This window comes from Paenibacillus sp. TC-CSREp1, assembly GCF_050171015.1.
Taxonomy (GTDB): domain Bacteria; phylum Bacillota; class Bacilli; order Paenibacillales; family Paenibacillaceae; genus Paenibacillus; species Paenibacillus silvae.
Window position 1 is genome coordinate 87,295 of record NZ_JBNOKM010000010.1, and the last position, 23,129, is coordinate 110,423.

Annotated in this window: 23 protein-coding genes; 11 read left to right on the plus strand and 12 right to left on the minus strand. The window is 46.5% G+C overall.

The window, feature by feature from the left end; translation table 11 throughout:
* Positions 1–211: 211 nt before the first annotated feature.
* Both pruA and rpoN read left to right on the plus strand, forming a co-directional pair.
* The gene (gene pruA / locus ACQSGY_RS16620) at positions 212–1,759 is read left to right on the plus strand and encodes an L-glutamate gamma-semialdehyde dehydrogenase (protein WP_427052698.1); all 1,548 of its coding nucleotides are present in this window, start codon (positions 212–214) and stop codon (positions 1,757–1,759) included.
* A gap of 110 nt (positions 1,760–1,869) precedes the next feature.
* Positions 1,870–3,174 carry an RNA polymerase factor sigma-54 gene (rpoN, locus tag ACQSGY_RS16625; RefSeq protein ID WP_427052699.1) on the plus strand — a complete coding sequence of 435 codons (1,305 nt, stop codon included), beginning with the start codon at positions 1,870–1,872 and terminating at the stop codon, positions 3,172–3,174.
* A gap of 129 nt (positions 3,175–3,303) precedes the next feature.
* On the opposite strand, the gene aspA is transcribed toward rpoN, so the two are convergent.
* Complete coding sequence (gene aspA, locus ACQSGY_RS16630) at positions 3,304–4,737, minus strand: aspartate ammonia-lyase (RefSeq protein WP_427052700.1); 1,434 nt, start codon at positions 4,735–4,737, stop codon at positions 3,304–3,306.
* Positions 4,738–5,070: 333 nt separating this feature from the next.
* On the opposite strand from aspA, the gene ACQSGY_RS16635 reads away from it, so the two are divergent.
* The 3 genes from ACQSGY_RS16635 to ACQSGY_RS16645 all read left to right on the plus strand — a co-directional run bounded on the left by ACQSGY_RS16635 (position 5,071) and on the right by ACQSGY_RS16645 (position 8,533).
* Complete coding sequence (locus ACQSGY_RS16635) at positions 5,071–6,348, plus strand: methyl-accepting chemotaxis protein (protein ID WP_427052701.1); 1,278 nt, start codon at positions 5,071–5,073, stop codon at positions 6,346–6,348.
* A gap of 387 nt (positions 6,349–6,735) precedes the next feature.
* Positions 6,736–7,581: a hypothetical protein gene (locus tag ACQSGY_RS16640; RefSeq protein ID WP_427052702.1), complete on the plus strand. Its 846-nt coding sequence runs from the start codon at positions 6,736–6,738 to the stop codon at positions 7,579–7,581.
* A gap of 244 nt (positions 7,582–7,825) precedes the next feature.
* Complete coding sequence (locus tag ACQSGY_RS16645; RefSeq protein WP_427052703.1) at positions 7,826–8,533, plus strand: stalk domain-containing protein; 708 nt, start codon at positions 7,826–7,828, stop codon at positions 8,531–8,533.
* Positions 8,534–8,697: 164 nt separating this feature from the next.
* On the opposite strand, the gene ACQSGY_RS16650 is transcribed toward ACQSGY_RS16645, so the two are convergent.
* Positions 8,698–9,672 (minus strand): ring-cleaving dioxygenase, encoded by a 975-nt coding sequence (locus ACQSGY_RS16650; RefSeq protein ID WP_427052704.1) that lies wholly within the window; start codon positions 9,670–9,672, stop codon positions 8,698–8,700.
* Between the two features lie 307 nt (positions 9,673–9,979).
* On the opposite strand from ACQSGY_RS16650, the gene ACQSGY_RS16655 reads away from it, so the two are divergent.
* A complete protein-coding gene (locus tag ACQSGY_RS16655; RefSeq protein ID WP_427052705.1) occupies positions 9,980–10,747 on the plus strand; it encodes a TIGR02206 family membrane protein in 768 nt (255 codons plus the stop codon).
* 117 nt (positions 10,748–10,864) lie between these two features.
* Here ACQSGY_RS16655 and ACQSGY_RS16660 read toward each other — a convergent pair whose 3' ends face one another.
* Together ACQSGY_RS16660 and ACQSGY_RS16665 are read right to left on the minus strand one after the other, a co-directional pair.
* The gene (locus tag ACQSGY_RS16660) at positions 10,865–11,659 is read right to left on the minus strand and encodes an SDR family oxidoreductase (RefSeq protein ID WP_216515994.1); all 795 of its coding nucleotides are present in this window, start codon (positions 11,657–11,659) and stop codon (positions 10,865–10,867) included.
* Positions 11,660–11,821: 162 nt separating this feature from the next.
* On the minus strand, positions 11,822–12,088 hold the full coding sequence (locus ACQSGY_RS16665; protein ID WP_427052706.1) for a YqkE family protein: 267 nt from the start codon (positions 12,086–12,088) through the stop codon (positions 11,822–11,824).
* Between the two features lie 126 nt (positions 12,089–12,214).
* On the opposite strand from ACQSGY_RS16665, the gene ACQSGY_RS16670 reads away from it, so the two are divergent.
* The gene (locus tag ACQSGY_RS16670) at positions 12,215–12,397 is read left to right on the plus strand and encodes a hypothetical protein (RefSeq protein WP_216516764.1); all 183 of its coding nucleotides are present in this window, start codon (positions 12,215–12,217) and stop codon (positions 12,395–12,397) included.
* Between the two features lie 127 nt (positions 12,398–12,524).
* Here the strand turns inward: ACQSGY_RS16670 and ACQSGY_RS16675 are convergent, their stop codons facing one another.
* Positions 12,525–13,187 (minus strand): peptidylprolyl isomerase, encoded by a 663-nt coding sequence (locus ACQSGY_RS16675; RefSeq protein ID WP_427052707.1) that lies wholly within the window; start codon positions 13,185–13,187, stop codon positions 12,525–12,527.
* A gap of 219 nt (positions 13,188–13,406) precedes the next feature.
* On the opposite strand from ACQSGY_RS16675, the gene ACQSGY_RS16680 reads away from it, so the two are divergent.
* The gene (locus ACQSGY_RS16680; protein ID WP_427052708.1) at positions 13,407–14,630 is read left to right on the plus strand and encodes an MFS transporter; all 1,224 of its coding nucleotides are present in this window, start codon (positions 13,407–13,409) and stop codon (positions 14,628–14,630) included.
* 265 nt (positions 14,631–14,895) lie between these two features.
* Here the strand turns inward: ACQSGY_RS16680 and ACQSGY_RS16685 are convergent, their stop codons facing one another.
* From ACQSGY_RS16685 to ACQSGY_RS16695, 3 genes are all read right to left on the minus strand, one after another.
* A complete protein-coding gene (locus ACQSGY_RS16685) occupies positions 14,896–15,093 on the minus strand; it encodes a hypothetical protein (protein ID WP_289375142.1) in 198 nt (65 codons plus the stop codon).
* A 40-nt stretch (positions 15,094–15,133) separates the two neighbouring features.
* Entirely contained in the window at positions 15,134–15,364 is a 231-nt protein-coding gene (locus ACQSGY_RS16690; RefSeq protein ID WP_184188900.1) for a hypothetical protein, read from the minus strand.
* A gap of 106 nt (positions 15,365–15,470) precedes the next feature.
* Complete coding sequence (locus ACQSGY_RS16695; RefSeq protein WP_167433920.1) at positions 15,471–15,635, minus strand: hypothetical protein; 165 nt, start codon at positions 15,633–15,635, stop codon at positions 15,471–15,473.
* Between the two features lie 143 nt (positions 15,636–15,778).
* On the opposite strand from ACQSGY_RS16695, the gene ACQSGY_RS16700 reads away from it, so the two are divergent.
* Positions 15,779–16,060 (plus strand): hypothetical protein, encoded by a 282-nt coding sequence (locus tag ACQSGY_RS16700; protein ID WP_184188713.1) that lies wholly within the window; start codon positions 15,779–15,781, stop codon positions 16,058–16,060.
* Positions 16,061–16,267: 207 nt separating this feature from the next.
* On the plus strand, positions 16,268–18,115 hold the full coding sequence (locus tag ACQSGY_RS16705) for an ATP-binding protein (protein WP_427052709.1): 1,848 nt from the start codon (positions 16,268–16,270) through the stop codon (positions 18,113–18,115).
* A gap of 89 nt (positions 18,116–18,204) precedes the next feature.
* Here ACQSGY_RS16705 and ACQSGY_RS16710 read toward each other — a convergent pair whose 3' ends face one another.
* Both ACQSGY_RS16710 and ACQSGY_RS16715 read right to left on the minus strand, forming a co-directional pair.
* Complete coding sequence (locus ACQSGY_RS16710) at positions 18,205–18,465, minus strand: NHLP leader peptide family RiPP precursor (RefSeq protein ID WP_253299192.1); 261 nt, start codon at positions 18,463–18,465, stop codon at positions 18,205–18,207.
* Between the two features lie 7 nt (positions 18,466–18,472).
* A complete protein-coding gene (locus ACQSGY_RS16715) occupies positions 18,473–19,486 on the minus strand; it encodes a hypothetical protein (protein WP_427052710.1) in 1,014 nt (337 codons plus the stop codon).
* A 176-nt stretch (positions 19,487–19,662) separates the two neighbouring features.
* Here ACQSGY_RS16715 and ACQSGY_RS16720 point away from each other — a divergent pair, with 176 nt between their 5' ends.
* Positions 19,663–20,397, plus strand: coding sequence for a hypothetical protein (locus tag ACQSGY_RS16720; protein WP_427052711.1), 735 nt, complete (start codon positions 19,663–19,665; stop codon positions 20,395–20,397).
* Positions 20,398–20,490: 93 nt separating this feature from the next.
* Here the strand turns inward: ACQSGY_RS16720 and ACQSGY_RS16725 are convergent, their stop codons facing one another.
* Both ACQSGY_RS16725 and ACQSGY_RS16730 read right to left on the minus strand, forming a co-directional pair.
* Entirely contained in the window at positions 20,491–21,738 is a 1,248-nt protein-coding gene (locus ACQSGY_RS16725) for an acyltransferase (protein WP_427179457.1), read from the minus strand.
* Between the two features lie 125 nt (positions 21,739–21,863).
* On the minus strand, positions 21,864–22,868 hold the full coding sequence (locus tag ACQSGY_RS16730) for an LCP family protein (protein WP_427052712.1): 1,005 nt from the start codon (positions 22,866–22,868) through the stop codon (positions 21,864–21,866).
* Positions 22,869–23,129 lie beyond the last annotated feature (261 nt).

A 23,129-nucleotide genomic window follows, 5' to 3' on the forward strand; every position in this document is an offset into this window, starting at 1 on the left:
TTTTACACAAGGAACGGAGAGGACAGAAAAAACCTGGAAAAGCGAAGCGGTCGCCTTTATCACCGGATTTTTCCATTTGGAAGAGGGAATCAAAAAAAATCTGGGGATAACCGCTACTCTCCAGGTTATTCTGTCATCGGAGTGCTCGTGTAATTATCTATGTTCGAATTATTTAGTGAGTAGAGCCCACATCCTGAAGGAGGAATCATTGATGAACATTCCATTTGTTAACGAACCTTTTACAGCTTTTGCGGTGCAGGAGAACCGGGAAGCCTTTGAGGACGCACTCCGCAAGGTGCAATCCGAGCTTGGACGGGAATATCCGATCATCATTGGCGGTCAAAAAATAACCGGCAGCCGTACGTTACATTCCGTGAACCCGGCTGCGAAGGATCAGGTGATCGGAACAGTTCACCAAGCCGATCAGGAGTTGGCCGAGAAGGCCATCCAGACAGCGGCAGAAACGTTCCACACCTGGAAGCACACGGACCCGAACGAGCGGGCACGTTATCTGTATAAAGCGGCAGCACTTATGCGCCGCCGCAAGCATGAATTCTCCGCCTGGATGGTCTATGAGGCGGGGAAAACCTGGCCTGAGGCAGACGCAGATACCGCTGAAGCGATCGATTTTATGGAGTTTTATGCTCGGGAAATGCAGCGGCTCAGTGAACCTCAACCGCTCGTACGGATCGCGGGGGAGGATAATGAGCTGACATATATTCCGCTCGGTGTAGGTATCGTCATTCCGCCGTGGAATTTCCCGCTAGCGATTATGGCAGGCATGACCTCGGCTGCATTGGTGTCAGGCAACACGGTAGTTCTAAAACCGGCGAGTACAACACCGGTCATTGCGGCCAAATTCATGGAACTGCTTGCAGAAGTGGGGCTGCCGGACGGCGTGGTGAATTTCTTGCCGGGACCAGGAAGTGATGTTGGGGATTATCTTGTAGATCATGCTCTGACACGTTTTATCAGCTTCACGGGTTCACGGGATGTTGGTCTGCGAATCAATGAACGCGCTGCAAAAACAGCTCCGGGGCAAAAATGGATCAAACGTGTAATCGCCGAGATGGGCGGCAAGGATTCCATCTTGGTTGACAGTGACAGTGATCTGGAGCTGGCGGCCGAATCCATCACAGCATCAGCCTTCGGTTTCTCGGGACAAAAATGTTCTGCGTGTTCCCGTGCCATTATTCATAAGGATGTATATGATGAAGTATTACAAAAGGTGATTGAGCGTACGCAGAAGCTGACGGTAGGCAGCCCGCTTGAAATGTACAGTTACATGGGGCCTGTCATTGACGATAAAGCCTATGCGAAGATCACTGAATATATTGAAATCGGCAAGCAGGAAGGTCGTCTGGTTCATGGTGGAGGTACAGGAGATCCCCAAGGTTATTTCGTCGAACCTACGATTATTGCGGATGTGGATCCGCAGGCCCGGATCGCTCAGGAGGAGATTTTTGGTCCGGTGCTGGCTTTTATCAAGGCCGATTCATTTCAGGAGGCGCTGGAGATTGCCAACAATACGGATTATGGCTTGACCGGGGCGGTTATCTCGCGTAATCGGGCACATCTGGAGCAGGCGAGACGTGAATATTTCGCAGGCAATCTGTACTTCAACCGCAAGTGTACAGGGGCTTTGGTAGGCACACATCCGTTCGGCGGGTTTAACATGTCGGGCACGGATTCCAAAGCAGGCGGCAGAGACTACCTGCTGTTATTTACACAGGCGAAGCTGGTGTCTGAAAAATATTGACCAGGACCGATGGGGAAGGTTAATCTGTCCTCAGAGAGTGCTCCGTGTAAACATTAATTTATTTCGCGTTCCAGTCAATCATGTCCAGTGCGACAGAAGGAGGACAACGGATGTTAGGTGTTCAGTTGGTACAGGAGCAGCGGCTCCGGCTGTCCATCACGCCGGAGATCAAGCAGTCCTTGCATGTGCTGACCTTGTCGGGTCAGGAGCTGATTCGTTATTTGCAGGATGCCGCGGCGGAAAATCCACTGCTCGAGCTGGAGGAAATACCATTTTCTCCGTACAGGTCAGCCAGAGGAACTGAGCGGTTATGGCATGGTGTGTATGATCCTTTGCTTCAGGCGAGACGTGCAGAGCCTACACTTGAGCAGGTGCTGGCTTCCCAGATTCGCATTGTGATCGCCCCGGAAGAACAGAAAAGAGCTGCTGTCTATTTGGCCGGATGCCTGAATGGCAACGGATATCTGAAGATTGAGCTGACCGAGGTGCAATCGGACCTGAGGATGTCCATGAATGAGGTCACTGCTGGCTTGAAGCTGCTGCAATCCCTTGAGCCTGCTGGCGTGGGTGCACGGAATTTGCAAGAGTGTTTGCTGCTGCAGATTCAGCGTGATGCTTCGGCTGTGCCGCATGCGGCGCAGATGGTTCAGGCGGGGCTGGAAGAGCTTGTCCCTTTTCACCCGGGACGAATGGCAGGCAGGCTTGGCATAACCGCGCAAGCAGCACAACGGGCATATGACTATATCACCCAATTAGACCCGAAGCCATGCCGCTCGATCGGCAGCGATGAATCTCCGCATTATGTTGTTCCTGATGCGGCTGTGGAGCTGGTGAACGGCGAGACGGTACTCAGCTTGTACACAGCAGGTAACCTGCGGGTATCTATGAATGAAGCCTTCAGCAGCTGGATCAGAGAGGCATCTCCCGGTGAACGTTGGGTGCATCGGGCAGCTGAGGCACGGGCGATCCTGCGCAGTGTGCAATTGAGACGAAGAACGCTGCTTCGTGTTATTACAGCAGTGATGGATGAACAGAAGCGTTTTCTGAGCGAGGGGCCAGATGCGCTCGTGCCGCTGAATCTGGCAGTCATTGCGGAGAGAATTGACATGCATGAATCTACGGTGAGTCGTGCTGTGAATAGCAAAACCATACGAACCCCGTACGGGATGTATACCTTGAAAGCTTTTTTCGATACGGGTGTGAAAACCTTGTCCGGTCATGAGACCTCCTCATCGGCTGTGAAACGGCGGCTTAAGGAAATTATCCGTTCCGAATCGGTGAGAAGGCCTTACTCTGACAGCCAACTCGCTGCTGTTTTGGCTGAAGAAGGCATTGTGATCTCGCGAAGAACGGTTGCGAAATACAGAGACGAGCTGCGTATTCTGCCATCTTTGGAACGGAAACGCTGGGTCTGACCAAGGGAGTAATGAGCAGCAGATGTGCACATGTCTCTGAAGTAACAGTGCATGCAACTGAAAAATCCCTGTTATCCGAACGAACGGACAACAGGGATTTTTAGTGCTGCTGGCGATATCAGAATGATTTTACAACCGCTCCATATTGCGCAGGAAATGCTCTCCGGCAATACCTGGAGTTGTCATCTGCTCGGGATGTAAAATCTCTTCCAGTTCTTCTGGTGTCAGCAAACCACGCTCCAGGATGATTTCTTGCAAGCTCATGCCGGTCTTCAGCGCTTCCTTGACAATGGAGGCAGCCACATTATAACCGAGGTGCGGATTCAATGCGGTTACAACACTGAAGCTCTGCTTCATAATTAACTCGCAGCGCTCCCGATTGGCTTCCATTTCTTCCACCGCATATCTAGTAAATACGTCAATACCGTTATTCATAATTTTCAGAGATTGCAGCAGGTTAAAGGCAATTACTGGCCCCATAACGTTCAGCTCGAATTGTCCTGCTTCACAAGCCATACAGATGGTGTGATCATTACCCATTACCTGGAAGGACACCTGATTGATCACTTCGGCCATAACCGGATTGACTTTGCCTGGCATAATGGAAGAGCCCGGCTGACGAGGTGGCAAACGCAGCTCGTTAAGTCCGGCACGAGGTCCTGAAGCCATCAATCGAATGTCATTACAGATTTTGGACAAGCTGACTGCACAAACTTTCAGAGCAGCCGACAATTCCAGATAAGCATCGGTGTTCTGTGTAGCGTCTACCAGATCATCTGCGGTCTTGAGCGGGAGACCGGTCACTTCGGACAAATACTCGGTAACCTTTACGATATACTCAGGCTTTGCATTGAGCCCTGTACCCACAGCCGTTGCACCCATATTAATGGAGAGCATACGTTTGTTAGCATATTCAAGACGTTCAATATCCCGTCCGATTACGCGGGCATAAGCCCCGAATTCTTGACCAAGACGGATCGGCACGGCATCCTGAAGATGGGTGCGTCCCACTTTGACAACATCGTTGAACTCGATTTCCTTTTGGTGGAAAGCGTCCTGAAGCCTTTTCATCGTACCAAGAAGTGTCTCCGAGAGACGATAGGCTGCAATGCGCAGCGCTGTCGGCACAACATCATTCGTAGACTGAGACATGTTCACGTGATTGTTTGGATTGCAGTGGAAGTAATCTCCCTTGTTTTTGGTTAACAGTTCAAGTCCGCGGTTGGCCAAAATTTCGTTCATATTCATATTCATGGAGGTGCCAGCACCACCCTGAATGGAGTCTACAATAAAATGATCCAGATGATGGCCCTTCATCATTTCATCCGCTGCCATAATAATGACTTCACCGATTTTGTTAGGCAGCATTTTCAGCTCCATGTTCGCCATAGCCGCTGCCTTTTTGACCGCAGCCAGCGCTGTAATCAGTTCGCGGTGAACCGGAACGCCGGTAATCGGGAAGTTCTCTACAGCCCGCACCGTCTGAATTCCATAGTACGCGTAAGCTGGGATTTCTTTTTCGCCGATAAAATCTTTCTCCGTCCGAGTGGACATAGTAGACATCTCGTTCGCCTCCAGTGGCATCATAGAAATAGTTCGTCTCCAGCACTGCTGAAGCGCACTCAGTATATCATTTAAGCAAAATAGATGCCAAGCTAAATGATTCTTTCGGTTTAACCGATAATAATTTAAATTGGGGAATTCAAAATTCATATCAAGAATAATGAGCAGCAGGGGAGGGGCACCTAAGCTTGTCTTATCATTATGAGCTATATGGTATGAAAGTCATGCATGAATAGGGGAAAAGGGCGAAATAGAGCGTTTTCAGTGATATATGTCACAAGAAAATTAGTGTATGATTGGTAAAATAGGAAAAAAGGACTACGGGGTGTGAAAATGAAGTGGAATTTGGGAGCGAAGACAGTTGCAGGTTTAATACTTATTTCAATTATTACATATGGGACAAGCGGCTTTTTTATATTTTTTGTTAAGGATTGGGTTTCATTAGATATCCCAAGCTGGTTGTACATCACCATTATTTTAGTGATGGGTGTGTGCTGGAACGGTATCCTTGGATGGATAGCCTCGCGTTATCTGACTCGTCCCATTGTGAAGCTGTCTCAAGTGGCACAGCAGGTATCTTCTGGTGACCTGACGGCTGAAGTTTCTGCAAGGCGTTCACAGGATGAGCTTACCGTATTATATGATGCTTTTCGCATAATGGTTTCTAACCTTCGTGGAATTGTGAACGATATCACGGATAGCACAAGAACGACATCGCAGAATGCCCAGTCTCTCAGTGAGGCGATTACACAGGCTGCCGAGCAGATCGAGATGATGTCGGATGCGGTTGAACACATTGCTACAGGGGTTGAGGAACAGAAGCACACGTCACAGCAATCCCTCATGACCGCAGATGAAATGCTGCATGATTTCCAGCGGATGCAGAAGCAATCTCTGGGTATGACGGACTTATCCGGTCAGATGGAGCAATCGGTGGAGCAGACCAAACAGACTTTTTCCTCACTGATGAAGGGCATGGACGAGCTTGCTGCATCTCACAATCGCTCCCGCGATATCATGCTGCTGCTGGAGAAGGAAGCGTCTGATATTGAAGTGATTACACAGTCCGTTAAAAATATCGCGGAAGAGACAGGACTTCTTGCCTTGAACGCTTCTATAGAAGCAGCACGGGCAGGAGAAGAGGGAGCGGGCTTTGCCGTTGTGGCCCAGCAGATTCGCAAGCTTGCTGACGAAAGTAAAGATTCCGTACATCGCATCAATGAGCTGATCAGCCGTGTGCAGCAGCGAATTCGGGAGACGGCACAGCTAAGTCATGAACAGCATGGTCTGGTGGTCAACGAATCAGAGCGCACGGTAACGGTGGATCAAACATTGCATGTGCTGACAGGTGCAGTTGAAGTCTTTATGCAGGGTGCACATGAGATTGGTTCCAAAATAGCAGAGCAGACGGGCCGTGTTGAGCTGACACATGGTCACGTGAAAGAAATTCAGGGAAAAGCGGGTTCATTCTCGGATGAGGCCAGACGAATTATGGACGCGGCTCATGAAGAGACAGCGATCATGCAAGAGATTTCTTCCTCGGCAGAGGAGTTAAGGCAGTTGACGGATCGACTGCTTGAAAAAACAAAAGCATTTCGGATGCAGCCTTGAGCTGTTTCCGAAATGCTTTTTCTTTTTTTATAGAATAGGATTTAAGTTAAACTATTCATTTACACGTGAACGGAGAGGACAGAAAAAACCTGAAAAAGCGGAGCGGTCGCCTTTATCACCGGATTTTCCCTTATGGAAAAGGGAATCGAAAAAATCCGGGGATAACCGCTACTCTCCAGGTTATTCTGTCATCGGAGTGGATTGTGTAAATTCTTTAGTTCAACTTATATTGAGATGAAAATTAGCTTATTATGGTTAAAGCCGAACGTTTTTTCGCGGAATTAAGGATTTGTAAAGTTTTTTTAAGAAAGATTAACAAAATTGCAACGCGCGGGCGATAAATGAAGATATAATAGGATTATCACGACAAAGAAGGAGCCCAGTATATTGAAAACTTGGACAGGTATCCTGCTGATGATTATTTTGGCGGTAGCTACACTTTCAGTAACCTCAACTGCTAAAACGACCAATGAGTCGCAACAACAGCTTACTATAGATGATTCCTCAAGCCAGGCCGTAACGGTCGAAGCTTCTTATATAGATGGTATGAAAGATAATACAAACAACAATCAAGAATCGATGCCGGTTAAGGCAGATGATGTATCTGTCGCACCAGAGAATGAGCATGTGCTCGTGTACCCTATGAATGTGGAGGGCTCGGGTTATATATATAACGGTCTTGTAGTAGAGGCCAATGGAACGAAACGTGAGTTCAGTGACTGGAGATCAGAAGGAGGAACTTACAAACCTGAAGTACATGAGCTGGATTTGAATGGAGATGGCAAAAAAGAGATTGTTGTGCTGTACTCGGAAGGACATGGCACGGGCATTTATTTGGGGCGGGTGCATATTCTTGACCCCGATTCGCTGGAAGAGATGAAGCTGCAATCCCTGGATGACATTGTGAAAGAGCATGTAGATTCCAAAGTTGAACCAGCTTCGGACAAAATCAAGATTGAAGTTGCGGTGGACGGAATTCCTGCTGAAACCTCAACTCTCGATAAAGCGGCTGGTGACGGCTCTTTTCATGATCAGTTGCAGTTCGGGCGTGTCACTTATTACAGTGTGGAGAATGGCAAGCTTGTTGCGTCTGCCTCGGGTGCGTATGGCGAAGGTTTGTATGCTGGGGATTTGACGTTTGCTTATACGTATCAGGATGGGGAATGGAAGGCGACTGATCTGAAATATAGTATGGAAGTATATGAAGAGGAGTTTTACGAGTCTTTTGATTAGATGACATGTGAATCCTTTGCTGCAGCATGGGTCATAGCTACGAATACCTAACAACATACGCATTTGTCTTGTGGACATACGACTATTGAATGAGGCTGAAAAAAAAGCAGGAACCGCAGCCTCATTTTGTGCTGCCTTGCAATAATAAAGTTTTGATAAAATTCGGAAAACACATTGACATTGCCGCTTTAGTCGTTTAAATGTATAAAGGACAACTCATTTTAAACGTCTGGGAGGGAATTTGATGAAGAAAAAGGTCGTACTTGGTTTAATGGTGGGCACGTTGACGCTTGGAATCGGTACAGGTGCATTGGCAGCTACGGGGCTGGAGCAGATCAAAGCGTATTTGAATAGCAAAATTACGTTGAAGCTGAATGGTGAGACCGTGACAGCGAAGGATGCTAACGGCAAAACCGTATTGCCGATCACGTATAACGGAACGACGTATTTGCCGGTTCGTGCGGTTGGTACACTGCTTGGAACTGAAATCTCATATGATGGTGCTACTTCATCCGTTCTGATCGGTGGAACAAATGGGTCAACGCCAGTAACTAGCAATAAATCAACATTAAGCTCGCTCGGAACATCAGTGCTTGGATCTACAGCTTGGCATACCAAAGATCCTGCGGAAACATCATACAAAGGCAAGGATTACAAAGACGTGTATCTGCATAATGATCCTTCGAAACAGGGAAAGGATATTCAGATCAACACGGGCAAAAAGTATTCATCCCTGCATCTGGAGCTGGCAGCTCTGAAAGGAAATCAGGAGATTCAAATCTATGATCAGGATCTCGCAGTTCTTAAAAAGCTGAACATTACGCCAGAAGATGGTATGGTAAGTCTGGATGTGGATGTAAAAGGCACGGAGGCAGTCTATGTCGAGATCGTATCTGAAGATCCGGGTTCAGCTCTGTTTGTACCGCTCACAACATCGTATCTAACGAAGTAAAATAGAACATTTACATGGGTGCACCAACGAAGGTGACTTAATAAAAAAACGATTATTCACGATGCATCTCCGCTTTTATTGAGAGATGCTTCATCGTGATAATCGTTTTTATTTTTGCTGCAAAAGCATAATGATGTGAGTGCTGATTGTCACGTTTGTCACTCTTAACGAAGCATCGTATCCAGCGGTTTCAGATTGGCTTCGATCTCTGCGCGGCGTCCTTCAAGGAAAGGAGGAAGGGCCAGTGATTCTCCAAGCGTGGCAAAGTCCTCATCGGTATCAAATCCCGGGCCATCTGTAGCAAGCTCGAACAAGATGCCGTTCGCTTCCCGGAAATACAAGGAACGGAAGTAGAAGCGGTCTACAAAGCCGGAGCTTGGGAATTGGAACTGATGCACCCGGTCTACCCATTGTCTCAATTCCTCTTCATTATCTACACGGAATGCCACATGATGCACACTGCCGCGTCCAGGGCGTTCCTGCTCCAGATCGTTGCGTTCTTCCAGGTGAACCTCGGAACCGCTGCCGCCTTCGCCGGATTCAAATACAAGCACATCGGGTTGACCAGGTGTAAAGGCCGGATAGCTTCCTTTCGCTCTGAAGCCAAGCAGGTCTGTGAGAACAGGTGCAGTGAGTGAAGCGTCTTGTACCGTCAGATGGATGGGACCTAATCCGACAATACCGTATTCCGCTGGAACAGAGCTTTGATCCCATGGTTTGCCGCCAGCAACGCCCGAATTATGCTCATCGGAAACGAGAATCAGCCGCATGCCTTCGAAGTCTGTGAAAGCCAGTGTTGCACGTCCTCCGCGTTCTACAATCTCGCCATGAGGTACTTCATACTCGTCAAAGCGCTGCACCCAATACTGGAGGGCGGCATCGTTTGGCACACGAAGGGAAGTTGCCGAGATGCTGTTCACGCCTTCGCGTGTGCGGCCAGCCATCGGAATTTCGAAGAAAGTCAGCTCCGTACCCGGATTGCCTTTCTCGTCGCCATAGAACAGGTGATATACGGAAACGTCATCCTGATTCACCGTTTTTTTGATCAGGCGCATACCCATAACGTCAGTATAGAAGCGGTAGTTCTGGTCCGCATGTGCGGTAAGTGCGGATACGTGGTGAAGTCCTTTGATTAACATAATAGATTCCTCCTGAAAATTTCAATATAGGTGTAAAGCTGCTGTACGGTTTGGTATGAATAACGTCTTTGTTTAGATATCGGATAATGTGGCTCTGAAAATAAAATAATTATACTTATTAAAGTTACTAACTTTTAGTACGTTTTGTTTCTGTTTTTATCTTAACATAAAGATATTTAAAAAACAATGCTAAATTTAAAATGAAACTGGACAGCTGTATCGTTCGGTGGCAAAATGAGAAAAGTTACCATCTTAGTGGTTAGATGACACATTTCTGTGAACCTGGTCCAAAGGGGAGAAGTAAGGCATGGTTTATGCACCTTGGCTTGACCCGTATGATGCAGCGCCTTTTATAGCATTCTCGACTTCACATCTGATATCTATGATCATTATCGCTCTACTTGTGCTGCTGTTATTCCTGTTCCGTCATTCGCTTCGCAAGCTGTCAGAACGGTCGAGCCGGCTGCTGCGTATAGGACTGGCAAGTATGATGATTGGCAGTGAGATCGTGCTGCAGCTCTGGTATGTGTATGGGGGCATATGGAGTCTACAGACCTCACTGCCATTAGAGCTGTGCAGCCTGACATTGCTGTTATCAGCATTATTATTATTAACACGTACACGGTGGCTGTATTCTGCCCTGCTTTTCGCAGGCATTGCAGGAGCTTTGATGGCTATCGTCACGCCGAATTTGGGATATGATTTTGCCCATTTCCGCTTCATTCAATTTTTTACCGCACATGCGATGATTATTCTAGCTCTGCTGTATATGACGTGGGTGGAGCAGTTCCGGCCAGGATGGCGATCCGTGGCAGGCTCTATGATTTTTGTGAACATAGCAGCCTTGGTGGTGTATGCTGCCGATGTGCTGCTAGATGCAAATTATATGTTTCTGCGACATAAACCGAATACCCCATCGGTGATCGATATGCTCGGACCTTACCCAGTCTACATTCTTGGCGAAGAGGTATTGGCGCTTGTGTTATTTACAATGTTATATATCGTGCTCTTTGCCATTCCTGATCTTGTGAAACAACATCACAACAGAAGAAAGACGAAGGCTCATCAGGTTTAATCCAAACTGTAATGTTGGTGTACGAGCTTTGAAATAGATTAACCCGCAGATGTTCTGGTCAGCCAGAGCTTTTGCGGGTTATTTTTTACTTTAAAAGACGGGAAGCTGTTGAATAACCTACCCACGCAGAAGAGATTCTGCACCATCCACGTAGATTCGAGTGCCTGTCACATGAGACGCTTCATCTGAAGCAAGAAACAGTACCAGATTCGCCACTTGCTCCGATGTACCTGGCTCACCCTTGAGCGGGTGCTCATGACCTTCGGGAAACTCCACTGGAATTTGCACATCCTTCAGATCATCCGATGGATACGTATTATCACCAATATTGGTATCAATCGCGCCAGGACAGACTGCATTGACACGAATTTTGTAACGTGCCAGCTCCAGTGCTGCCATTTTGGTAAAAGCGGTTTGGCCTGCCTTGCTGGAAGCGTATGCAGAAAAACCGATCCCGGAGAATACCCGATTGCCGTTGATCGAACTGGTGATAATGATGCTTCCACCGTGCTCCTTCAGATGAGGGATCGCATACTTCACTGTAGCAAACGTACCGCGCATGTTAATCTCCATCGTCTGGTCCCAATCTTCGATACTCATCGTTTCAATCGGAGCCATTGCACCATTGATTCCTGCATTGGCAAAAACAATATCAAGCTTGCCCGCTTCGGCTGCTGCCTGTTGAATTGCCTTTTGTACGTCTTCCGGCTTGGAAATATCACATTCGATGACGTAAGCTTCGCCACCGTTTTTCTCAATGCTATGCTTGGTTTTCTCGGCGTTCTCCGGAGTGCGATCCAGCATGTAGACCTTTGCTCCATGCTCGGCGAATCGAATTGCGGAAGCCTGACCAATCCCGGAACCACCTCCGGTAACGATGGCGACTTTACCTTGCAAACGCTGTTCAGCCATTACTCATCCCTCCATGATCTAAAGTATCCTTAGACGCTTTACTTTCTAAATACCCGGCACGGGAGAGGTGAATCATATGCATGCATATTAAAAAAGGAGCCGGATTCGGCCCCTTGTGTTACAAATCACCCGATAATTCAGTGATTGGTTTCAATCTTTCGTTTACTTGTGCTTCTTCCAGTCCATTGAGCTGTTATTCAGCAAGTATTCAAAATCATTATCCCGCCGCTTCTGCTCAGCCTTGCGGGCTTCTTCTGCCTGTAAACGCTCTTGCTCCTTACGCGCGGCTTCGGCCGCTTTGGCTTCAGCGGCCTGGGCTTTCAACTTCTCCAGCACATCACTGCTGAGCAGATCCTTCAACGTTGTAGGCTGGTCTTGTGCCTGAGTCTGGGCTTTGGGAGCAGATGCGCGTCTTTTGGATTTTGCCATAGGGAACATCTCCTTTCGCAACATGAATCAGTTTACACATCATAACACGCCCTAGTATATCAGGTTCACGCTTTTCATTCCATGAAGTCGGAGCCGGAAGGCAGGAAAAAAGGGAGAGCATGGCGAATGAACACAGGTATAAAAACATATAATGATACCGATACTTCGACTATTCCCTGGAGAAAGGAGTCGTTGTTCGTGCATGTGAATCGTAGTTTGTTGAAAGGGCTTGCATGGGGAATGGCCCTCAGCGTCCCGCTATGGATTGCCATTATTGGCTGGCTGCGTCTGCTCTGGTGGATGCATTGAGGATGCTGCTTTTGCGCTATGAAACGGATTTATATAAAGGTAATAATGTAAACGCTATCATTAAATAAGCTCTGTTCCGCGCCGAGTGCACAGAACAGAGCTTTTGTTTGTTCCAGAGTAAACGTGTTTACTTGGTGTCCGTTGTAATCTTCACTGGTTCCGGATATTCAATGCCGTGGGTATCCACCGTTACTTTTTTCATAATCTGATCTGTAACAGGCTTGTCTTCTTCACCGATCTGTTGTGCCGCAATGCCGTCAACAACGTCCATTCCTTCGGTTACCTTGCCGAAAGTAGCATAGGAGTTATCCAGATAATCAGCGTCTGCCAGCATGATAAAAAATTGAGAACCGGCAGAATCGAGATCGTCGGATTTGCGTGCCATGGAGATAACTCCACGCGTATGCTTCAAATGATTTTTATGACCGTTCGAGGTAAACTCACCCTTAATCGCATAACCTGGCCCGCCTGAACCGTTCCCGTTCGGATCACCGCCCTGAATCATAAAGCCTGGAATGACCCGGTGAAAGATCAGACCATCGTAGAAGCCCTTGTTCGCAAGGGAGATGAAGTTATACACCGTATTGGGAGCAATCTTGGGATACAGCTCAATTACAATCTTCTGCCCATCCTGCATCTCAATCGTTGCTACCGGGTCTGGTCCTTCTGGTACAGCCGGAACCGGCGTTTGATAAGCATTGTTTGCAGGGCGTCCGCACCCGCTCATAACGATCAGCAGCATCGCCAGTACAAGCGAAACTGCGGTAGCTTTTTTCCAACGTAAAGACATGAATATGATCCTCCTTGATTCGATCTTCAACTATCATACCGTTTTCAGATGCAGAATGGCAATGTAAGGCATGTTAATCTGGTGAACGGGGATGGTCTTCATAGAAGCATAGGTGTAAAATAAGGAAAATGCTTCCGCATCAGGGGGACGTACGGGTCTGTTCCGTTCGCTCCATACACGGCAGTCCCGGCGTCGGCTTCGGAAAGGACGTGCGGATATATGAACTTCTTGTGGAAGCGTAATCTGGTCATTTTATGGATCGGTGTCTTTTTTTGCAGTACGGCATATTCCATCTCTATTCCGTTTTTGCCTTTATTTCTGAGCAATGATCTGGGAGTTCGTGACCATCTGGAATTCTGGGCCGGGCTTGCTTTTGGCATTACGTTTCTTGCCAGTGCCCTTGTATCCCCCTTTTGGGGGTCGCTCTCAGATAAATATGGACGCAAGCCGATGTTAATTCGTTCAGGGTACAGCCTGGCTGTCCTGTATCTGATTAATTTTTTTGTACAGGACCCATATTCACTCATTGTAGTTCGTCTTTTTCAAGGGCTGCTCGCCGGATTCGTGCCTGCGGCGATTGCACTGGTCGGCACGAATACACCTGAAGAGAAGACCGGGTATGCCCTGGGCATTATGTCAACGGCGGGAGCAACAGGTGGCATTATCGGTCCACTGCTTGGCGGACTTGTAAGTCATTATTATGGCAATCGGAGTGCCTTTCTATTTTCGGCGATTGTTGTGCTGGTGTCGGCGGTCATTGCCACCTTTTGGGTCAAGGAAGAAAACTTCAACCGCAATAAGGCTCGCTCCCATGTCATGGATGATATCCGTGAAGCCAGAGCAAACCGTGTGTTCATTACTGTGCTTGTCATGATGGGCATCTGTACCTTTTCGGTTATGATTCTGGAACCGCTTTTAACCGTGTATGTGATGGAGATGGGGATACAGCCCGATCGTGCTTCGTTAAGCTCAGGCATTATTTTCTCGGCTGTCGGGGTAGCCACAGTTATTATGGCTCCACGCTGGGGCAAGCTGGGATCCAGGATTGGTTTTGGGAAAGTGATGGTGATTGGACTTGTTGGCGGAGCAGTAGGTAATCTGCTGCAGTTTTTCACAACAGGTTATGTTGCGTTTGGTATCCTGAGATTTGTCTATGGACTTTTCTTCGCGGCGGTGTTCCCGGCAATCAATGCGATGATTGTACAGGTTACGGAACCGGCATTTCGAGGACGTGCCTTTAGTTTGAACCAGTCCGCAGCCCAGATTGGCACGATGGCCGGACCCATTATTGGAGGCATACTTGGTGGCTGGCTGCCGATACGCTGGATCTTTATTATTAATGGTGCTGCACTTCTAGCCACCGCAATTGCGGTAAAATGGACCAGATTGGAGCATAAGCTCCCTGGAGCAGGTTCAACTGCCGAGAAACAGTCACGTGTATAGATGGCGCATTCAATTTGTGAATCCATAAATATAGCTGTGCAGCTTGAAGCAAGATGAGACAACAAGCAAAAATCAAGATGACACTGAGCAGGTAGCGGTCATCTTTTTTGCTGTATAAATGGAGACAGGGCTTGTAATCAAACCAAAGAAACCAAAGAGACCCCGTCCCGTGAGGTCTCTTTGGTTAGGCCCAAGTTTCCTGCGTAGCTTGATGCTGCCGCGTAAACGTTTTTTTTTGCCCGTATGACAAATTGAGTGGTATAAGTTAATCCTGTCCCGAGGCCGGCTTGCCCGAAGGTTGTCCCTTGGGAATAGCATGTTCAATGGCATCCCGTTGCTCCTCATCCTCCAGTGCGCCCGGAAAGGAATCTTCGGTGAATAGTCCAAAATCGGGATCAATATCTCTCTCAGTAATCAGGTTATCCGGTTTATGGACTTGTCGTTCCTCAGCATTTTTGCTCACGATGACACCTCCCTGATTCAGATGTTTTGCGGGTTCGCTTCTAGCGCGGCGGCAAAATATTTCGTTCAGGCTTGGCATCAGCCCCGGCGCCATTCAACAGATCTGTCCCGTGCAGGGCATCCGGATCGGGTGCGGCCGGGTCTACCGGGCTGCCGGGCTGTACCAGGTCGGCATCAGGTACAGATTCCAGCGGAGGCTCAGCCAGGCGGGATTCCAGAAATTGTTCATCCATACGATCACGTTCTGCGTTACTGATGGGTTTATCAGACATGAAAAACACTTCCTTTCATTAGAATGAATGATTTAAACGATATAGTTTTCAGTATTATCAAGCATGATATTATTCCCGAGAAGGGTATGGCTTATGTCCGTGTTCGTTAAAATTTGGGAAACACATATTTCACGAGGAAGTAGAGAAATCCAAAAAAGATAATGATATAGGCAGCATATTTAATAAAAGTGGAAGCGACCTTGCTTGAATCTGATTTGTACTGTACATCCTTGTGTTCGACTTCTACCGTACGATGTGGCTCGTTCATCATAATCATCTCCTTGTTTGGTAAGTGTTGCTTTGAGAAACCATTACACACGATGCAGTGGATTGAATCGCCTGTTGTTGTTTTTAGAGCCATTCGTGTTTTGCCTATGGTATGATGAAGCTTGAATATGCAAGGAGGGGGATCTTGTGGATTGGTATACACTCGGCAATATGATTACCCGTATTCGAATCGGACAAAAGGCCTCGACTCCCGGGTTCTCCCGTACGGTTATACGGCGTCCGGACGGGCTATTCTGGGTAGGTGGAATTTGGGCTGGCCAGGTAGTCCAGCTGCGTGATTTTCTGTTCTCTGATATTTGGACCATCTACGATGATGATGAGACGGAGCAGTGGCTTGAGTTTCGCATGAAAGTAGAGCAAAAGGAACGTGAGATGATTGTAAATCAATTCGAGGACCTGCGTGAGTAGTTCTTTTTTTCAACAATAAAATGGAAAAAAATCTATTAATCTACTTTAATGTGAATTATGTATTTAATAAGAAGGTGACAAGATCAATCGTGGCGAATCCTATAGAGGGGATACATGTGAAGAGAAAATAAACACTTTGAGGTGCTGTGAATGAGAAATGTGCCCAAAGCTATCATCCTCCTGTGGATGACGATATGGAGCATTCTGTTGCCACATGAGTTAGTGTTTGCTGCAGCCGAAGAGGTTCGGCAACCTGAAGCCATCACAGGATGGGAAGTGAAATGGGGAGACGCGAACGATCAAGGCTTCATTAGCGAAGTAATGGGCGAGGACGAGATTTGGGAGAAGCAGGGCTCTGACAGAAGTATGGTAAGAAGCCAGAACATGCAGCATACCGATTCCTTGTGGACCCGTCTGAAGATTCCCCCATTGCATGATGAAAGTTCAGCGATTCGTTTTGAGAATATAAAAGGGACGCATATCGTAATCTATCTTGAAGATCGGAAAGTATATGAAAATTATCATTACAATTACGATAATAATGCTGTATTTTTACCCTTATCTGTTGAAAACTCGGGGAATACACTCTACATATGGTCACAAAATGAGAATGGCTGGCTGGGCATAAAAGGTGATGTTCAGATTGGGCCCTATGCCATGTTGCAGGAAAAATACATCCATAACGGTTTAATTGATGTTATTTTGGGTTCAACGTTTATATTTACATCACTTGTTATGCTTAGCTGTACATTTTTCCTGGGTCAATTTCATAAAGGTTTGTGGATGTCATTATGTGTTGTGATGGGCTCCATTGGAGTCATGGTTATAACGTACTCACAATTTCTGTATACGTTCTATCAAGTTTATGGTGATTTGTATTCTCTTCTTTTTGATCTGGCCATGTTGCTGGGCATGCCTGCACTTTGTTATTTTTTTGAACAAATAATTGGTCCAGGGGTCTATGGCATATTCACCAAACTACGCAAAATTCAATGGGCCTATTCCGTTGTAGCTGTTCTCTCATTGTTTATATACGTCATAACAGGCGGACAATGGGATTGGTTATACAATCTGTTTGTGCAGAATGTGGTGGGCTTCGTGCTCGTTATTTTGCTGACCATTCTGTTCGTTGGTACAATTGCCAAGGCATTACAACGCAATCGTGAAGCCATTCTGTTAGCCACCGGTTTTGGCATATTTTCTTTTATCAGTGTACTTGAGCTGTTGTGGTACTATCAGCGCAACGGCACGTACCATCTGCTCTGGTGGAAGTGGTCTATGGTTGCGTTTGTGATTTCGTTGATTGCGATTCTGGGAAGCCGTTTTGCGGAAAAGCATAATAAAGTGCTGCAGTATTCCAAAGAACTGGAACTGTTCAATAATGAGCTGCAGCGATCTGAGAAAATGGAAATTATTAGCGAACTGGCTGCTTCAGTAGCTCATGAGGTTCGTAATCCGCTTCAAGTGACTCGAGGATTCCTTCAGCTCATGACCGAGCAGGAGGATAACAAGAACAAAGGATATGTGCGAATTGCATTGGAGGAACTTGATCGGGCTTCGGGGATTATTACTGATTTCCTTACTTTTGCGAAGCCGGAATTCGATCATATTATATCGTTGAACATTTCGAATGAATTTGATCATATCGAAGGCATACTTGTACCGATGGCAAATCTGGAAGGCGGGAAAATAACAACAGATATTCCACCGAACCTTCATATTCGAGGCAATTCTTCGAAATTCAAGCAGGCTTTTATCAATATTATTAAGAACAGTATCGAAGCACTCCAAGGGGGACAAGGTCAGATTGATATCTGGGCATACTCGCAGGAAGGCAAAGTCAAAGTACATGTCCGGGATAACGGAGAAGGCATGAGTGAGGAGGCTTTATCCCGTCTGGGGGAACCTTACTTCTCTAATAAAATCAAAGGCACCGGATTAGGCATGATGGTTACCTTCCGTATCGTTGAAGCAATGAATGGGCAGATCAGCTTTACAAGCACCAAAGGGGTAGGAACAGAAGCTGTGGTATCTTTTCCCGAGTTTATTGAATGATGAACTCGTCTAAGATACCCGGCTTGATGTTCTACCCTTTTTTTATTTCTATTCAAGTTAATGTTCGCAGAGCCTCGAATCAGGTACGCTTAATTTCTCCACGGACCACAATTGACATCATAGTTTACTTTGGAAGGGTTAGGTGGGATCACAAGCACATAATCATTTTGCTGCTCCTCGACCGTACGAACCCTGATATGATCAGGAATCGTAATACCGAATGCCTCGCGAAGCGCTTGCTTTGGATTGGAGTGCAGTTGTTGTCTGAATTTCTCGTCTGCCCAAGCCTTCTCAATAATGTCCTCGTGCAATGTTTTCTCTGATACCATCATAGCCAACATTCCCTTCATATTTAAATTAAACTGAATCAGCATTCCCTTTCTCAGGAAACATAGATGAGGATTCGCTGATCCAGTAGTGAAACCCGCCTTGATAAAGTCTTTTTTTGCGCTGCTTTATATCCAGAACGGCTTGTACCAATGCACTGTACAAATAGGAATTCAATACAATGTATTGTGGTAATACCGAGTTATAAGATGTCAAAGTGCTTTTGAACTGAGATGCAATCTCGGCGTAGCTGTCCATGAAGTATGAATTATATATATGATTAAGTATGGAATCGTTCACTGAATGAATTGCATAATCATGATGGAGAGCAGCGGATATATGTGAGAGGTAGCTGTTGTAATTGCCATGCACAGCATCTTGTTTCATATCTGTGAAGTCATCTGTCATCTGCAGGGTCATCAGCACAATGTTCAGTGCATCACAGATCGAAGGGATTCGTGCCGGTTGTTCTAATAAAAGTAGTGAGCCGATGGCACCAAGCTGTGAGGGTGAAGCTTTCTGGGCAATGAGAAGTGGGTTTAGCTGAAAATAATCGATTTGTCGTTCACCATTTACACTTACGGCCCAATCTTGGATAACTCGTCTGAAATGCACCCAGAATACGGATGAAGGTTCAAACAACAGGCTGTAGAGCTGAAGAGCGTCAACATAATATAGATTGCCTAGGGTCAGCTTGGCTACAGCATCCTCTTCAGGCTCATCCATAACATCATCCATATTCAGAAAATACAACATATGCAGCAAACAGGCTGTGCCAAGCAGATGTGCTTTGTCCAATGGCAGTCCATCGGTGTGGTGCATCCATAATGGAGAGATATAACCGATGCAGCTCAGTCCAGAACCTGTTCTGACAGGATGAAGCAGATGGAGCTGTTCAAGTGCGTGCCTGGCCAGTGGCTCAGGGTATTGTCGAAGCTTGTCTTCTGCCGCAGCGAATACGGCTTCTACATCAGGGGTATACGGGTCTAACCATTCTCGCCGCATCATCGGGTAACGTCCTTCCTGCCACGAAATAGAAATCATATGTTTAGCTCCAGAAGTTACATCCAGTATATCTCAAATATTTTGAAAAATATAGGATTTTTTGTGATCGTTTGTGAAAAATTTGATGACATTTCGTATGATTTAGCATAAAAAGCAGTAATTTAGGATCAGACTAGGGAGGCAGAGAATATTTGACATAGGAAAGGTGGAAAAAGATGAAAACGAATTGGAAGACAGGAGTGGCAGTCGCAGTGGCTGCTGTAATCATATCTGTAGTACCTGGACAACATGTATTGGCCAGTTCTACCATGCCTGTGGAGCAGGGGAATGCAGTATCTGCTGAATCAGAAACACAGCATAAGAAGCCCTGTATTCATGCTGGCCATGGCCTGTTTATGATCGGTGAAACTGCAGAGCTGCTTGGCATTGGGCTTCGTGATCTGAAGCAGCAGATGGAGCTTGGACATACGCTTGCCCAGATCGCCAAGGAACGCAAGGGCTTGAGTGAACAGCAATTGCTGCAAAAATTAAAGCCTACACTATCGGAGCGTCTGGATAAAGCGGTAGCAGAAGGCTGTCTGACGAAAGAACAAGCTGCAGCAGCCAAAGCGGATATGGATGTGAAGCTGAAAAAGGTGGTAAACACGCCGCTTCGTGAATTGCGAAGAGAATTTGCACATCATGGTAAACATTCGATGATCAATAAAGGAGCTATCGCAAGGTATATCGGAATAACTCCTGAACAGCTACAAGAGCAGCTGCATGCCGGCAAATCGCTGGCTGAAATAGCCCAGACAAAGGGCATCAGTGAAACACAGCTCGTGAATCAGCTGAAGGAACAGCTGACGGGTGATCTGCAAAGGTTTGTTCGTCAAAAGCATCTGGAGCATCCGGTTCCCGTACGGCCAGGGCATGTACCTGGAAGAGCAGCGGCGACGGATGGGAAATAGGAGCTGTGTATCAAAAAAAGCTGAATGAAAGCTATGCTGGAAAATGAAAGAGCACTCTCCTAACAAATTAGGGGAGTGCTCTTTGAGCTCGGATTAGCCTGAATGGGAAGCTTGTCTATTTACACGTGTTTGTGTGCTGCTAAGCGTATTGGATTCCTTAGCTTTGTTACGGATACGTGATAATCCAACTGTGAAACGCGACCCGGGTAGCTTGGACAGCCCCCAGCTGATGCCCAATGCGGTAACAACGGTAATCGCAAATGACAGTACCGTGGCGAGTAGATGCCATCCGCTGAGATGCATAGGTCTCGTAAAATAGGCAATGGCATAGATCACCAGAGCATGCACCAGATAACCGCCGAAGGAATAACGTCCAATCCAGGCAAGCAGGCGCCTGAACCCCAGGTCTTTATCGCGGAATAGTGCCAGCAGACCGTAGAACATAAGCATTTGAGCCATGATAATTATGAAAGTGCTCGGTTTCAGATAGGTGGAGATGTTAAGATTCATTGTATCTTCCGAACCACGCAGCACATCATATCCCAGCCAGATATACATCATAATAAATACGATAATTGTCCACGGGAGGGCCTTGGTTGTCCAGCTTCTCCAGTTTTCAACTGCCCAGGCGCATACAGCTCCAAGTAAAAAGTAAAACCAATACATGATCCACGAATACGACCGATATTCCAGCAGACTCGACCAAGGCTCAGACAGAAGATCTGTCCAGCCGGACATATCATAATACGACCATTTCATAAGCCACACATACATTGCCGCTGCGGCAAGTATTATGGCTAGAGTCCGCTGCCCAGAAGTAAGGCGACTGTGGCGCTTGCTTTCCAGCCGTTTACGAACAGCATGAGCCCCTGTTAAAAACAACGGGAACAGAATATAAAACTGGAAAATCATCAGGACAAACCAAAGATGATATCCTGTCTGCGGCAAAAACAGTTCCCGTACGAAGCTGCTCAGGTCCGGCATGTCGGAGGACCAGAAGCCGGGGGTAAACACGCGCACAGCTAACCAGTAGATCAGTGTCCATATCATAAAAGGTATATAAATATCCCCAAATCTTTTCCTGATGAAGCGTACATAATTCGGCCTGGCATGGCGATGATGGTAGAATAACAGCGCACCCGACAGAAACACAAAGGTGGGTGTACCAAATCTCGTTAGATGATAAATCATCGTTAACATGACGGAGTCGGGCTGTTCAATATCCGTCCGATAAATATATTCAGCAATGTTATGCTGCATAACAATTGCCAAAAAAGCTAACCCGCGGAGCTCGGTCCATTCGGCTATTCTCGGTTTTTTTATAATGCATTCCTCCCTTATGAAGCCAGGGTCATCGTATAAGACTAACCTTCAAACATTAAAAGCGCATTAAATGTTGAGAATAATTAAAAAAAAGACGGCATAGGCCGTCTCTTACCAGGAAATCAGCATCGCGCAGATGCTGCTCATTCGTTTGATGTTGATTGTCCAGTCTCTGTTTCGTTCGAATCCGAATGGTCTTCTTCAAACAATTTCTGAATGTAGGCTTGAAGTTTGGGTACGTTCACACCGAGTACTTGAGCGCTACCAGCACGTTCATTTGTTAGGAGTTTGTTGGGTGGAATCTGATGCTGATTCATTTCGTTTACACGAATATCAAAGCCGAGCGAAGCCAGCTTCAGCATCTGTGCGGGACTGAGATCGGTTTGAATATAGGGAGCAACGGCTTCAAGGATCTCCGGGACTTTGAAGAGTGAAGTGCTGCTCTGCATTTTCTTCGCGAGCTCGGTCATAAAGATGCGCTGCCGTTGTGTTCTTGTAAAATCGGATGTGGCATCATGCCGGAAGCGTACATATTGAAGGGCTGTTTTTCCGTCCATATGCTGCAATCCTTTTTTCAGGTCAATGTCATACATATGTTTATCCGCTTTACTTGTATAATACATATCTTTCTCGACATCAATATCAATCCCGCCGAGTGCATCAACCAGCGCTATGAAACCTGTAAAGTCTGTGTAGACGTAGTGCTGGATAGGTATGCCCAGCAGGTTGCTGACCGTTTGTTTCGTTAATTCAGCTCCTCCGTAGGAGAAAGCGGCGTTAAGGCGGCTTTTGCTATGTCCCGGAATATCAACATAGCTGTCACGCAGCACGGAGAATAGATGAGCTTTTTTGGAAACGGGATCAATAGAAGCGACCATCACGGAATCTGAACGTCCCGCATCATCACCTCTGGAGTCACCGCCGATTAGTAATATGTTGACGCGCTCCTGCCCCTCCCACTTGGGGATTTGGACCAGAGACGCATTCGAGTTTTCATCCTTGTCTGAACCATCATTGGAGGACGAAGCACTGGTGACCGTTGAGATGCTATTGGCAAAATGAACAATCGAATATCCGTAATAAATAATGACACCCGTTACAGCAAGGACCAAGGTCAGGACTGTCCCCCACAACCATCTTTTAAGCATAATCTTCACCTTTCTATGTAAGAACTGAACAGCACCCAAAATATTTTAACAAAAAGAAAGAGTTATGTCCTCTTTAATTCCGAAAAATAAGAAAAAACTATAGTTTAACCGACAATTTGTTTTTATTTGATTCGCATTACATACAATGTGATATTTCAGCACCGCTTTTTACCTTCTAATAGCTTGGATTTTATCTCCTTCGACGTGTCCCATTATTCCTGTTAAATGAAATTTTATGGATTGCTAATGTCATATATTCAA

What these genes read in the sequence shown, in the direction of transcription:
- ACQSGY_RS16635 (WP_427052701.1), top strand. Translation starts at nt 5,071, where the DNA reads ATGAAGTGGAATTTGGGAGCGAAGACAGTTGCAGGTTTAATACTTATT.
- ACQSGY_RS16650 (WP_427052704.1), bottom strand. Translation starts at nt 9,672, where the DNA reads ATGTTAATCAAAGGACTTCACCACGTATCCGCACTTACCGCACATGCG.
- ACQSGY_RS16670 (WP_216516764.1), top strand. Translation starts at nt 12,215, where the DNA reads ATGAACACAGGTATAAAAACATATAATGATACCGATACTTCGACTATT.
- aspA (WP_427052700.1), bottom strand. Translation starts at nt 4,737, where the DNA reads ATGTCTACTATGTCCACTCGGACGGAGAAAGATTTTATCGGCGAAAAA.
- rpoN (WP_427052699.1), top strand. Translation starts at nt 1,870, where the DNA reads ATGTTAGGTGTTCAGTTGGTACAGGAGCAGCGGCTCCGGCTGTCCATC.
- ACQSGY_RS16730 (WP_427052712.1), bottom strand. Translation starts at nt 22,868, where the DNA reads ATGCTTAAAAGATGGTTGTGGGGGACAGTCCTGACCTTGGTCCTTGCT.
- ACQSGY_RS16645 (WP_427052703.1), top strand. Translation starts at nt 7,826, where the DNA reads ATGAAGAAAAAGGTCGTACTTGGTTTAATGGTGGGCACGTTGACGCTT.
- ACQSGY_RS16720 (WP_427052711.1), top strand. Translation starts at nt 19,663, where the DNA reads ATGAAAACGAATTGGAAGACAGGAGTGGCAGTCGCAGTGGCTGCTGTA.
- ACQSGY_RS16665 (WP_427052706.1), bottom strand. Translation starts at nt 12,088, where the DNA reads ATGGCAAAATCCAAAAGACGCGCATCTGCTCCCAAAGCCCAGACTCAG.
- pruA (WP_427052698.1), top strand. Translation starts at nt 212, where the DNA reads ATGAACATTCCATTTGTTAACGAACCTTTTACAGCTTTTGCGGTGCAG.
- ACQSGY_RS16675 (WP_427052707.1), bottom strand. Translation starts at nt 13,187, where the DNA reads ATGTCTTTACGTTGGAAAAAAGCTACCGCAGTTTCGCTTGTACTGGCG.
- ACQSGY_RS16710 (WP_253299192.1), bottom strand. Translation starts at nt 18,465, where the DNA reads ATGAAGGGAATGTTGGCTATGATGGTATCAGAGAAAACATTGCACGAG.
- ACQSGY_RS16695 (WP_167433920.1), bottom strand. Translation starts at nt 15,635, where the DNA reads ATGATGAACGAGCCACATCGTACGGTAGAAGTCGAACACAAGGATGTA.
- ACQSGY_RS16690 (WP_184188900.1), bottom strand. Translation starts at nt 15,364, where the DNA reads ATGTCTGATAAACCCATCAGTAACGCAGAACGTGATCGTATGGATGAA.
- ACQSGY_RS16680 (WP_427052708.1), top strand. Translation starts at nt 13,407, where the DNA reads ATGAACTTCTTGTGGAAGCGTAATCTGGTCATTTTATGGATCGGTGTC.
- ACQSGY_RS16715 (WP_427052710.1), bottom strand. Translation starts at nt 19,486, where the DNA reads ATGATTTCTATTTCGTGGCAGGAAGGACGTTACCCGATGATGCGGCGA.
- ACQSGY_RS16660 (WP_216515994.1), bottom strand. Translation starts at nt 11,659, where the DNA reads ATGGCTGAACAGCGTTTGCAAGGTAAAGTCGCCATCGTTACCGGAGGT.
- ACQSGY_RS16655 (WP_427052705.1), top strand. Translation starts at nt 9,980, where the DNA reads ATGGTTTATGCACCTTGGCTTGACCCGTATGATGCAGCGCCTTTTATA.